The following is a 10983-nucleotide window of genomic DNA, read 5'->3' as shown; positions in this document are numbered from 1 at the left end:
GCGGGGGGACCCCCGGGACCCCGAGCTTCTCGTGCTTGCGCTGACGCACCGGTCGTTCGCGCACGAGGCCGGGGGCATCCCGACCAACGAGCGGCTCGAGTTCCTGGGCGACACCGTGCTGGGGCTGGTCGTGACCGAGGCGCTGTACCGGCGCCACCCCGACCAGTCCGAGGGCGAGCTGGCGAAGATGCGCGCGGCGACGGTGTCGCAGCGCGCGCTCGCGGCGATCGCCCGCCGCCTCGACCTCGGCGGGTACGTGCTGCTCGGCAAGGGCGAGCTCCGCACCCGCGGGTTCGACAAGGACTCGATCCTGTCCGACACCGTGGAGGCGCTGATCGGCGCCACCTACCTGTCGCACGGCCTGGAGCCGGCGCGAGAGCTGGTGCACCGCCTCGTGGACACGACGCTGGACGCTGCCGCCGGGCTCGGCGCAGGGCTCGACTGGAAGACGTCGCTGCAGGAGGCGGCCGCCGTGCGCGGCTTCGGCGCCCCCGTGTACGAGGTCACCGGCGAGGGCCCCGAGCACGCGCGCGTCTTCCACGCCCAGGTGACCGCCGGCCCGGTGCTGGGCCTCGGCACCGGTTCCGCGAAGAAGCACGCCGAACAGGCCGCCGCCGAGGAGGCGTACCGCGCCCTGCAGCAGGTTCCGGTGCCGGGCGCCGAGCCGACGTCGGGCGTGACGTCGATGGCCGAGGGCGACGCCGCCGGTGCCTGAGCTCCCCGAGGTCGAGACCGTCCGCGACGGCCTCGACCGGTTCGTCGTGGGCGCCGTCGTGCGGGAGGTCGAGGTGTTCCGCGACTACTCCGTGCGGCGGCACGACGGCGGCCCCGCGGGGTTCGCCGACCAGCTGCGCGGCCGGCGTCTGGCCGCCGCCGTGCGTCGCGGCAAGTTCCTCTGGCTGCCGCTCGGGGGCGACGCGCCGGGGACCGCCGACGCCGCCCCCGCGGCCGCGCTGCTCGCGCACCTCGGCATGTCCGGGCAGCTGCTGGTGCGCGACCCCGCCGTCGCGGGCGACTGGGCGCACCCGCACCTGCGCGCCCGCCTGCACCTCGCGAACGCCCCGAGCGGTGCCGAGTATCTCGACTTCGTCGACCAGCGCACGTTCGGGCACCTGTCCGTCGTCGACCTGGAGCCGACGTCCGACGGCGCCCCCGGCGGCCTGGGCAGCGACCTGCCGGCCGTGCCGGAGCCGGTGGCGCACATCGGCCGCGACCCCCTCGACCCCGCGTTCGACGCCGACGCGGTGGTCGCCGCGACCCGGCGGCGGCGCACGGGGATCAAGCGGGCGCTGCTCGACCAGACGCTGCTGTCCGGCGTCGGCAACATCTACGCCGACGAGGCGCTGTGGCGCGCGCGTCTGCACTTCGCGCGCGCGACGGACCGCCTGCGGGCGGCGGAGGTGCGCCGCGCCCTGGACGCCGCCGCCGAGGTGATGTCGGAGTCTCTCGCGCAGGGCGGCACGAGCTTCGACGCCCTGTACGTGAACGTCAACGGCGAGTCCGGCTACTTCGCGCGCGGCCTCGCCGTCTACGGCCGCGAGGGCGAGCCCTGCCCGCGCTGCGGTACTCCGATCCGGCGGGACGCGTTCATGAACCGCTCGTCGTACACCTGCCCGGTCTGCCAGCCGCGGCCGCGGAACGGCCGCTGGTGACGCGCTCCTGACGCCGCCGGCTCACCGGCCCAGGGCCCAGGCGGCCAGGTCGTCGACCGCGCGCCGGTCGAGCGCGCCGGCTCCCGCGTTGCGCATGGCGTACTCGCCGAGCAGGGCGCGGTAGAGGATCGCGGCGCGCCGCGGGGCGTCCGGGGCGCCGGCCCCGGTGAGGAGCCGTTCCAGGTAGGCGGCCCGTGCCCCGTCGACGGCGTGCACCGCGTCGCGGGCGCGGGCGTCGTGGGCGGCCCAGGCGCGGACGGCGCCGTCGAACCGGCCGTCGAGGACCGCGCCGGGTCCGCCGCCCGCGTGCTCGAAGGCCAGGCGGGCGAGCCCGAGCAGCCGGTCGGCGGGGTCGTCGGACGCCTCCTCCACCCGCGTGATCACGCCGGCGGTGCCGACCGTGCGCCAGTGCTCGAGCACGGCGTCGAGCAGGGCGGCACGGTCGCCGAAGTGCCAGTAGAAACTCCCCTTGGAGACGCCGAGCTCGCGCGCGAGGGGCTCGACGCGGACGGCGTCGACGCCGTCCGCCGCGAGCCTCTCGGCGGCGGCGCGGACCCAGTCGGCGGCGGAGAGCGAAGCCATCCGTTGACCATACGCCACCGTACGGTTACCGTGGCCGTACGCCACCGTATGGAGGATCCGATGTCGATCGCCGCCGCCGTCCTGCTCGCCGCCGTCGCCACGCTGCACTCCGTGCTCGGGGAGCACGTGATCGTCCGCCCGCTCCTCGCCTCGCCCGGCTGGCGCACCCGGCTCGCGCATCCCTGGGACGGCCGGCTGGTCCGCGCCGTCTGGCACGCGCTGTCGCTCGCCTGGTACGCGCTCGCCGCGATGCTGCTCGGCTGGTCGGTGCCGGTCACCGTCGGTGCGCTGTGCCTGGCCACCGGGGCCCTGATCTTCGCCTTCGTACCCGGCCACCTCGCCTGGCCGGTCTTCGCCGCGGCGGGACTGCTCGCCCTGGGGGCGGGCGGTGCGATCCCCGAGGCCGCGCTGTGGGCGGGAGCCGGGGCCGCCGTCCTCGCCGCGCTCGTCGCCGCGGGCTTCCACGCCGCCTGGGCGGTGGGCGCGACGGCCGGGGCGGGCCGGGTGCTGCCGCAGCGCCGCGGCACCCGCGAGCCCGTGGTCCGGCCGGGGCCGCTGGCGACGCTGGCCGTCGTCGTGGCGCTCGTCGCCTACGCGGCGGTGGTCGTCGCCCTCGCCCTCGGTGCCGACGGGGGCTGGTGGCGTGGGCTCGGCGTCGCGGCCCTGGTCGTCCTGCTGGCCCGCGTCGTGGGGGACGGGCGGTACGTGGGCGTCTCGAAGCGGGTGCGGGGCACCCGGTTCGCCCGCGCCGACGACCGGTGGTGGACGCCGGCCGTCGGCCTGCTCGCGGCGGGCGCCGCCGCCGGCCTGGCCCTCGCGGCCTGACCTCCGAGGGTCGCTACGTCGTCGACGGGTGGCGTGTCATGGGGCCCCTCTCGCATGCGTCGGCGACTCAGCGCGCGACGACGTTGCGCAGCCCGGCGGCGCCGTCGGCCTGCCAGGCCCGTACCTGCTCGGCGACGAAGCCGGCCGCGCCCTGCGGCCGCCCGCCCGCGACGTGGGGCGTGAGGATGAGGTGCGGGGCGTCCCACAGCGGCGAGTCCTCGGGCAGCGGCTCGGTCTCGGTGACGTCGAGCGCGGCGCCGGCGATCGTGCCGTCGCGGAGGGCGGCGACCAGCGCCTCCTCGTCGACGGTGGCCCCGCGGCCGGCGTTGACGAACCGCGCGTGCGCGGGCAGCAGGCCGAGCACGCGGGCGTCGAGCGCGTGGTGCGTCGCCTCCGTCGCGGGCAGCAGGGAGATGAGCACGTCGGTCGTGGGCGCGACCTCGTCGATCGACGCCACCACCGGGAAGCCGTACCGCTCGCCCGCCGACGACGCGACCCCGGTCACGCGCGCGCCGAGCGCCGCCAGCAGCGGGGCGAGGACGGCGGCGATGGAGCCGAAGCCCCAGATCGTGACCCGGGCGCCGTGCAGCGTGAACTGCGACTCGTGGTTCGCCTGCTCCTTGCCGAGGTCCCGGTCCCAGCGGCGCTCGTGCTGCGCCTCGAGCGTACGGTCGAGGCGCCGCACGGAGGCGAGGACGAGCGCGAGCGTGTGCTCGGCGACCGTCGCGTCGTGCAGGGAACGCCCCGACGAGATGACGACGTCGGGCGCGAACCCGGCGGCGAGCGCCTGGTCGGGTCCGGCGTTGAGGGTCTGCACCCAGCGCAGGTGCGGCATCCGGCGCGCGGCGTCCTCCATGACCCGCTGCGGGCTGGACCACGTGACCAGGGCGTCGGCGTCGGTGTGCTCCTCCGGCACCGGGTCGCGCATCACGTAGCGCGCCACCTCCACGCCGGGGACGTCGATCGTCAGGTCGAAGGGCACGTTGCCGGGCACGAGGAGCTTCACGCCTCGCGACGTTAGCAGCCCGCCGGCGGGCGGTTCGGTGCCGTTCGCCGTGCGCCCCGTGACCTGCGCTCATATCGTGCGAGAGGCCGGCGTCCGCCGGGTGGGCAGAGTGTCGAGGAGGTCGGCATGACGACGTCGGGGACGGGGACGGCGCCGCCGACCCGCGAGCAGGTGCGGCAGGCGATGACGGCGCGCACGCCGCGCAACTACATCACGTGGATCACGCTCGCGTTCATGATCACGTCGTCGGTGGCGAGCCTCCGGGCCGCGCCGACGATGGCGGTCTACGGGCTCGCGGCCGTGTTCCTGTACGTGGTGCCGGCCCTGGTCTTCCTGCTGCCGACGTCGCTGGTCTCGGCGGAGCTGGCGTCCGGATGGTCGGGGGGCGTGTACCGGTGGGTGGCGGAGGGGCTGTCCAAGCCGCTCGGTTTCCTGGCCGTGTGGTGCCAGTTCGCGATGACGATCTTCTACTACCCGAGCCTGCTGGGGTACGTGGCCAGCACGTTCGCGTACGTCATCAACCCGGCGCTGGCGTCCAACGGCGTGTACGTGGCGATCGTCATCGTCGTCATCTACTGGGCCGGCGTGTGGGTGTCGTCGCAGGGCACGAAGACGGTGGCGGGGCTGTCCAGCGCGGGGCTCGTCATCGGCACGCTGATCCCCGCGGCCATCCTGGTCGTCCTCGGCATCGTGTTCCTCGGGCAGGGCAACCAGTCGGCGGCCCCGATGGACTCGTCCCACCTGCTGCCGCAGTGGACGGGCATCGCCTCCCTCGTGCTCATCGTCAACAACTTCCTGTCGTACGCCGGCATGGAGATGAACTCCGTGCACGTGAACACGCTGCGCAACCCGGGCAAGGAGTTCCCTCGCGCGATGTTCCTGGCGATCGGGCTCGTGCTCGTGATCTTCATCCTCCCGGCGGTCGCGATCAGCTGGGTGATCCCGGCCGACCAGCTCTCCCTCACCGCCGGCGTCATGCAGGCGTTCGACGCGTTCTTCGCGAACTTCGGGGTGTCGTGGCTGACGCCGATCCTCGGCCTCATGCTCATCGCGGCGTCGATCGGCGGCATGCTCACCTGGCTCGCCGGGCCGTCGAAGGGCCTGCTGACGGTGGCGCGCGAGGAGGGCTACATGCCGCCCTTCCTGCAGCGGCTCAACAAGAACGGCGTGCAGCAGAACATCCTCGTGGCGCAGGGCGTGTTCACCACCGTCATCGCCCTGCTGTACGCGTTCATCCCCGACGTCTCCAGCGCGTACTGGATCCTGTCCGTGATCACCACGCAGGTGTACCTGATCATGTACCTGCTGCTGTTCGTCGCGGCGATGCGGCTACGGCGGACCGCCGCCGACCACCCGCGCGGCTATCGTGCCCCGGCGCTCGGTCTCCTGTGCGTGGTCGGCTTCCTCGCCTCGGTGGCCGCGCTGATCATCGGCTTCGTGCCGCCCGCGCAGTTCTCCAGCGGCTCGGTCGGGGTGTACATCCTCATCGTCGGCGGCGGGCTCGGCATCATCGGCCTGCTGATCCCGTGGCTGTTCCTGAGGCTGCGCAAGCCGTCGTGGCGGCAGCCGGCGGACGTCGTGACAGACGCCCCGACGGGCGCCTCGACGGACGAGGGGGAGTGACATGACCACCACGACGCCGTCGCCGGGGACGGAGCCCGGCGCGCCGGTGCGGCACCGCTGGATCACGTACACGGCCGCCGCCGTCCTGATCCTGGTGCTGGGCGCGATCATGATGATCCAGTTCGCGGGCTACCAGGACCGGCAGGACGAGCGCGAGGCGGAGCAGAAGGCCGCCACGCTGCACGCCGCGTTCGCCGACATCGGCATCACCGCCTTCTCCGAGGAGACCATCGCCCGCGTGCTCGGGTCCGACGGCGGCGGGTTCTGCACCGATCCCGCCGCGCTCGTGGACGCCACGGCGAACCTGGGCTCGGCGAACGGCGCGGCCGGCCCGGGCCTGCGGCCCTCCGTGCTCGACGAGCGCCGACTCGAGGGGGACCGCCTCGTGATCGAGACCTACTGCCCCGACCAGCTCGACGAGTTCGACGCCTACGTCGACTCGCTGAACCTGGACGACACCACCACCCAGCCCGCCGGCGAGCCCAGCACCGATGCCAGCACCGAGGAGACCTCATGACCGCCACCGACGTCGAGGCCGTGCGCGCCGCCGTCGCGCCGCTGCTGCCCCGGGCGCTCGACGACCTGCGCACCCTGGTCGCCATCCCGTCCGTCGCGGACGAGCGGCTCTTCCCGCGCGAGGAGTGCGAGCGCGCGGCCCGGTGGGTGGTCGACGCGTTCCGCGCCGAGGGCATCGACGACGCGCGTCGCGAGCGCACCCCCGACGGCTCGGACGTCGTCGTCGGGTACCGGCCCGGCCCGCCCGGCGCGCCGACCGTGCTGCTGTACGCCCACTACGACGTGCAGCCGCCGCTCGACGACGCCGCCTGGACCACGCCGCCGTTCGAGCTCACGGAGCGCGACGGCCGGCTCTACGGCCGCGGCGCGGCGGACTGCAAGGGCAACATCGTCACGCACCTCACGGCGCTGCGGGCGCTGCGGTCGCTGGTGGGCGACGACCTGCCGGTAGGCGTGCGCATCGTGATCGAGGGCTCGGAGGAGCAGGGCACGGGCGGCCTCGACGGCTGGGTGGAGGCGAACCCGGGCGCCCTGGCCGCCGACGCGATGCTCATCCAGGACACCGGCAACGCGACGCTCGGCCTGCCCACGCTCACCGTGTCGCTGCGCGGCGCGACGAGCGTCGTCGTGCGCGTCGAGGCGCTCGAGGGCGAGATCCACTCGGGCATGTTCGGCGGCGCCGCCCCCGACGCCCTCGCGGCGCTGGTCGCGCTCCTGGCCTCGCTGCGCGACGCCGAGGGGAACACGACGATCGACGGCGTGGACGCCTCGGGGACGTGGCCGGGCGTCGGGTACGACACCGACCAGTTCCGCGCCGACGCGGGCGCGCTGCCGGGCACGCGGCTGCTCGGCGACGGCGCCGTGGCCGACATGCTGTGGGCCCGCCCGGTCGTGACGATCCTCGGCATCGACGCGCCGTCCGTCGTCGGGTCGGCCGCGGCGATCCAGCCGCGCGCCGCGGCCCGCCTCAACCTGCGCGTGCCGCCCGGCGCGGACGCCCGCGACCTGCAGGACAAGCTCGTGGCGCACCTCGAGGCCCACGCGCCGTGGGGCGTGCGCGTCACCGTGGAGAGGGACACGCCGGGCCAGCCGTTCGCCGCCCGCACCGAGGGGCACGTCTTCGAGACCCTCTCCACCGCGCTCGCGGACGCCTACGGCCGGGCCACCGTGACCGCCGGGCAGGGCGGGTCCATCCCGCTGTGCAACATCCTCGCGGGCCAGTACCCCGACGCGGCGATCGTGCTGCTCGGTGTCGAGGAGCCCGCCTGCCTCATCCACGCGCCGAACGAGAGCGTGCACCCCAGCGAGATCGAGAACCTCGCCGTCGGGGAGGCGCTGTTCCTGGCCCGCCTCGGCGCATGACGGCAGAGCGCCGCCCGGCCGCCGCCCGCTACGACGCCGTCGTGGTGGGCGGCGGGCACAACGGGCTCACGGCGGCCGCGTACCTGGCGCGGGCGGGGCGCAGCGTGCTGGTGCTCGAACGCCTCGACCACGTGGGCGGCGCGGCGGTGTCGGCGCGGGTGTTCCCGGGCGTGGACGCGCGGCTGTCGCGCTACTCCTACCTCGTGTCGCTCCTGCCGCGCCGGATCGTCGAGGAGCTGGGGCTTCCGGTGACCCTGCGCCGCCGCCGGTACTCCTCGTACACGCCCGTGGGGGACGCCGGCCTGTTGGTCGACACGGGGGACGACGCCGCCACGCGGGCCTCGTTCGCGGCCGTCGGTGCGGCGGGCGACCACGCGGCGTGGCAGCGCTGGTACGCCGCGACCGGCCGCCTGGCGCGCCGGCTCTTCCCGACGCTCACCGAGCCGCTGCCGTCGCGCGCCGAGGCCCGCGCCCTCGTGGACGACGCCGCGACCTGGCACGACCTCGTCGAGCGGCCGCTGGGGGAGGCGCTGCGCGAGCGGTTCGCCTCCGACGTCGTGCGGGGCGTCGTCGCCACCGACGGGCTGATCGGCACGTTCGCCGACCTCGACGAGGGCTCGCTGGCGCAGAACCGCTGCTATGTCTACCACGTGATCGGCGGCGGCACCGGGGACTGGGACGTGCCGGTGGGCGGCATGGGCGCCGTGTCCGGGGCGCTCCGGGACGCGGCGGTCGCCGCCGGCGCCACGGTCGTGACGCGTGCGGAGGTGTCCGCCGTCGACCCCGGCGGCGGCGAGGCGCGGGTCGCGTGGACCGACGACGACGGTCGCGACCACGAGGTCGCGGCGGGCGCGGTGCTGTGCGGCGCCGCGCCCGCCACCCTCGATCGCCTGCTCGCCGCGGCCGGGGCCGCGCCGTCGGGCCGCGCCACCTCCGCGCCGCCCGAGGGCGCCCAGCTCAAGGTGAACCTGCTGCTGCGGCGCCTGCCGCGGCTGCGGGACGGCGTCGACCCGGCCGCCGCGTTCGGCGGCACGTTCCACGTCAACGAGTCGGCCGCGCAGCTCCGCGCCGCGCACGCGCAGGCGGCGTCGGGGCAGATCCCCGACCTGCCGCCGTGCGAGACCTACTGCCACTCCCTGACGGACCCGTCGATCCTCGGGCCGGAGCTGCGCGCGTCGGGCGCCCACACGCTCACCCTGTTCGGCCTGCACATGCCCGCGCGGCTGTTCCGCGGCGACGCCCTCGGTCCCGACAGCTCCCACGACGCCGCCCGGGAGCGGGCGCTCGCGGCCACGCTCGCGTCGCTGGACTCCGTGCTCGCCGAGCGGATCGAGGACGTGCTGCTGCGCGACGCCGAGGGTCGCCCCTGCGTCGAGGTCCGCAGCCCCGTGGACCTGGAGGGGGACGTCGGCCTGCCGGGCGGGCACATCTTCCACCGCGACCTGTCGTGGCCGTGGGCGCCGGACGACGACGAGGCCGGCCTCGACCGCCCGGGCTCCTGGGGCGGGGAGACCGCGCACCCGCGCGTGCTGCTGGCCGGCGCGGGAGCGCGGCGCGGCGGGGGAGTGAGCGGCGTCCCCGGCCGCGCCGCGGCGATGGCGGCGCTGGGCGTCTCGGGTCGGCCCGGCTAGCGGATCTCGGTCCGCAGCAGCCCGCGGAGCCCGACGACCAGCGGGACGCCGACCCACAGGAGCGTCGACGTGCCCAGCTGCGCCCAGGTCTCTCCGGTCACCTGCGGGGCCGAGATGGCCTGCAGCGTCGTGGCGAGGTCGAACCAGAGCCCGTGCGCGGCCCACCAGGCGACGTACCCCGCGGCGATCGCGGACAGCATCGGCGCGACGAGCACGAACCCGAGGTAGGCCACGAGCGCCGGCGCCGACGACCTGATGAGCACGCCGAGGGCGAAGCCCACGGCGACCGAGAGCACGTTGATCAGCAGGGCGCGGGCGGCCTGGTCGGCGGTGAGGTCCCAGGCGACCGGGACGTCGTGGACCGCGCCGCCCACGAGCACGCCGAGGACGGCGACGGCGACGGACAGCACCGTCGCCGCCAGCGTCACGAGCAGCGCCGCGAGCGCCTTCGCGGCGACGACGCGGCCGCGGCGCGGGACCAGGGCGAACGTGGTGAGCGCGCCGCGCTGGCTCCACTCGCCGGTGATCGCCAGGACGGCGACCATCGGCAGCAGCAGCTGCATCGGCATCACCTGGACCGAGACGAAGGAGCCCAGGGACGCGCTCGAGCCGACGCCCCAGAGCATGCCCATCCCCGTGATGCCGACGACCATCAGGGCGATCGTGACGAGCAGCCAGGCGCCGGCCCGGGTGTTGCGCACCTTGCGGAGCTCGACGCCGACGAGCCGCCCCAGCGGGGGCGCCGTCGTGCCGCGCAGCGCCGGGGCCCCGGCGTCCGAGGCGGGCCGTGCGGTGGTGTCGACGGCGGTCATGCGGCGGCTCCGGTGCTCGCGCGCGGGGTGTCGCGCTGGGTGTCGGTGGTGAGCGCGAGGAAGGTCTCCTCGAGGCTGGCGCCGTCGCCGGCACGCAGCTCGGTGACGGCGATCCCGGCGGCGAAGGCCGCGGCGCCCGCGGCGGTGAGGCCGGCGTCGGTGGTCACCGCGCCGTCGGCGGTGGGGGCGGCGGTGAACCCGGCGCCGGTCAGCGCGGCGGCGAGCGTGGCCGGGTCGGCGGCGCGCACCAGCGTGCCGTGCCCGGCGAGCAGCTCGTCCTTGGTGCCCTGCGCCACGACGCGGCCGTTCCCGATGACGACGATGTCGTCCGCGATCATCTGGATCTCCGCGAGCAGGTGGGACGACAGCAGCACGGTGCCGCCGTCGTCGGCGAACCCGCGCAGCAGGTCGCGCATCCAGCGGATGCCGGCGGGGTCGAGGCCGTTGGCGGGCTCGTCGAGCACGAGCACCTGCGGCCCGCCGAGCAGCGCGGTCGCGACGCCGAGGCGCTGGCGCATGCCGAGGGAGTAGTCGCGCACGCGCCGGTGCGCCTCCGCCTCGGTGAGGGAGACGAGGTCGAGCACCGCGTCCACGCGCCTCGCGGGCAGGCCCAGGGTGCGCTGCGCGAGCGTCAGCGTCTCGAGACCGGTCCGGCCGCCGTGCTGGGCCGAGGCGTCGAGCAGCACGCCGACGTCGAGTCCCGGGTTCGGCAGGTCGGCGTAGCGCCGCCCCAGCACCCTCGCGGTGCCGGACGTCGGCTCGCCCAGCCCGGTGAGCATCCGCAGCGTGGTGGACTTGCCGGCGCCGTTCGGGCCGAGGAAGCCGGTCACCCGGCCGGGGCGCGCGGTGAAGGAGACGTCGTCGACGGCGGTCACCCCGCGGTACCGCTTCGTCAGGGCGTCGATCGTGATCATGCGGCGACCCTACGGGCGCCGGGACGCGGCCCGGCATCCGGCATCACCCTGGGAGGACCC

General features: G+C 75.7%; 11 protein-coding genes. 7 read left to right on the top strand and 4 right to left on the bottom strand.

Going from position 1 to position 10983, the window contains the following annotated elements; translation table 11 throughout:
- The first annotated feature begins 31 nt into the window (after positions 1 to 31).
- The gene (gene rnc, locus ACFWEK_RS12695) at positions 32 to 715 is read left to right on the top strand and encodes a ribonuclease III (protein WP_430554282.1); all 684 of its coding nucleotides are present in this window, start codon (positions 32 to 34) and stop codon (positions 713 to 715) included.
- Entirely contained in the window at positions 708 to 1652 is a 945-nt protein-coding gene (gene mutM / locus ACFWEK_RS12690) for a bifunctional DNA-formamidopyrimidine glycosylase/DNA-(apurinic or apyrimidinic site) lyase (protein ID WP_430554281.1), read from the top strand. Before rnc ends, mutM begins: the two co-directional genes overlap by 8 nt.
- 21 nt (positions 1653 to 1673) lie before the next feature.
- On the opposite strand, the gene ACFWEK_RS12685 is transcribed toward mutM, so the two are convergent.
- Positions 1674 to 2234 (bottom strand): TetR/AcrR family transcriptional regulator, encoded by a 561-nt coding sequence (locus ACFWEK_RS12685; RefSeq protein WP_430554280.1) that lies wholly within the window; start codon positions 2232 to 2234, stop codon positions 1674 to 1676.
- 60 nt (positions 2235 to 2294) lie between these two features.
- Between ACFWEK_RS12685 and ACFWEK_RS12680 the strand changes: the two genes are divergently transcribed.
- Entirely contained in the window at positions 2295 to 3059 is a 765-nt protein-coding gene (locus tag ACFWEK_RS12680; protein ID WP_430545683.1) for a DUF3995 domain-containing protein, read from the top strand.
- A gap of 67 nt (positions 3060 to 3126) precedes the next feature.
- Here ACFWEK_RS12680 and ACFWEK_RS12675 read toward each other — a convergent pair whose 3' ends face one another.
- A complete protein-coding gene (locus tag ACFWEK_RS12675; RefSeq protein WP_430545682.1) occupies positions 3127 to 4065 on the bottom strand; it encodes an NAD(P)-dependent oxidoreductase in 939 nt (312 codons plus the stop codon).
- 126 nt (positions 4066 to 4191) lie between these two features.
- Between ACFWEK_RS12675 and ACFWEK_RS12670 the strand changes: the two genes are divergently transcribed.
- Genes ACFWEK_RS12670 through ACFWEK_RS12655 form a run of 4 tightly spaced genes read left to right on the top strand, consistent with a single transcriptional unit; the run spans position 4192 to position 9197 of the window.
- Positions 4192 to 5688, top strand: a complete 1497-nt coding sequence (locus tag ACFWEK_RS12670; protein WP_430545681.1) for an APC family permease — start codon at positions 4192 to 4194, stop codon at positions 5686 to 5688.
- Position 5689: 1 nt separating this feature from the next.
- Complete coding sequence (locus ACFWEK_RS12665; protein WP_430545680.1) at positions 5690 to 6205, top strand: hypothetical protein; 516 nt, start codon at positions 5690 to 5692, stop codon at positions 6203 to 6205.
- Positions 6202 to 7566, top strand: a complete 1365-nt coding sequence (locus tag ACFWEK_RS12660; RefSeq protein ID WP_430545679.1) for a dipeptidase — start codon at positions 6202 to 6204, stop codon at positions 7564 to 7566. The genes ACFWEK_RS12665 and ACFWEK_RS12660 overlap by 4 nt, the downstream gene beginning before the upstream one ends.
- Positions 7563 to 9197 carry a phytoene desaturase family protein gene (locus ACFWEK_RS12655; protein WP_430554279.1) on the top strand — a complete coding sequence of 545 codons (1635 nt, stop codon included), beginning with the start codon at positions 7563 to 7565 and terminating at the stop codon, positions 9195 to 9197. The genes ACFWEK_RS12660 and ACFWEK_RS12655 overlap by 4 nt, the downstream gene beginning before the upstream one ends.
- Here the strand turns inward: ACFWEK_RS12655 and ACFWEK_RS12650 are convergent.
- Positions 9194 to 10009, bottom strand: a complete 816-nt coding sequence (locus ACFWEK_RS12650; protein WP_430554278.1) for a hypothetical protein — start codon at positions 10007 to 10009, stop codon at positions 9194 to 9196. The two genes, ACFWEK_RS12655 and ACFWEK_RS12650, sit on opposite strands and share 4 nt — an antisense overlap.
- On the bottom strand, positions 10006 to 10923 hold the full coding sequence (locus tag ACFWEK_RS12645; protein WP_430554277.1) for an ABC transporter ATP-binding protein: 918 nt from the start codon (positions 10921 to 10923) through the stop codon (positions 10006 to 10008). The genes ACFWEK_RS12650 and ACFWEK_RS12645 overlap by 4 nt, the downstream gene beginning before the upstream one ends.
- Between the last annotated feature and the right edge of the window lie 60 nt (positions 10924 to 10983).

Origin of the sequence: Isoptericola sp. NPDC060257 (assembly GCF_042726645.1) — a bacterium.
In the GTDB taxonomy this organism is placed as follows: domain Bacteria; phylum Actinomycetota; class Actinomycetes; order Actinomycetales; family Cellulomonadaceae; genus Isoptericola; species Isoptericola nanjingensis.
This window is presented reverse-complemented; position numbering and strand designations above follow the sequence as displayed.

What these genes read in the sequence shown, in the direction of transcription:
- ACFWEK_RS12665 (WP_430545680.1), top strand. Translation starts at nt 5,690, where the DNA reads ATGACCACCACGACGCCGTCGCCGGGGACGGAGCCCGGCGCGCCGGTG.
- ACFWEK_RS12645 (WP_430554277.1), bottom strand. Translation starts at nt 10,923, where the DNA reads ATGATCACGATCGACGCCCTGACGAAGCGGTACCGCGGGGTGACCGCC.
- ACFWEK_RS12660 (WP_430545679.1), top strand. Translation starts at nt 6,202, where the DNA reads ATGACCGCCACCGACGTCGAGGCCGTGCGCGCCGCCGTCGCGCCGCTG.
- ACFWEK_RS12670 (WP_430545681.1), top strand. Translation starts at nt 4,192, where the DNA reads ATGACGACGTCGGGGACGGGGACGGCGCCGCCGACCCGCGAGCAGGTG.
- ACFWEK_RS12650 (WP_430554278.1), bottom strand. Translation starts at nt 10,009, where the DNA reads ATGACCGCCGTCGACACCACCGCACGGCCCGCCTCGGACGCCGGGGCC.
- ACFWEK_RS12685 (WP_430554280.1), bottom strand. Translation starts at nt 2,234, where the DNA reads ATGGCTTCGCTCTCCGCCGCCGACTGGGTCCGCGCCGCCGCCGAGAGG.
- ACFWEK_RS12655 (WP_430554279.1), top strand. Translation starts at nt 7,563, where the DNA reads ATGACGGCAGAGCGCCGCCCGGCCGCCGCCCGCTACGACGCCGTCGTG.
- ACFWEK_RS12680 (WP_430545683.1), top strand. Translation starts at nt 2,295, where the DNA reads ATGTCGATCGCCGCCGCCGTCCTGCTCGCCGCCGTCGCCACGCTGCAC.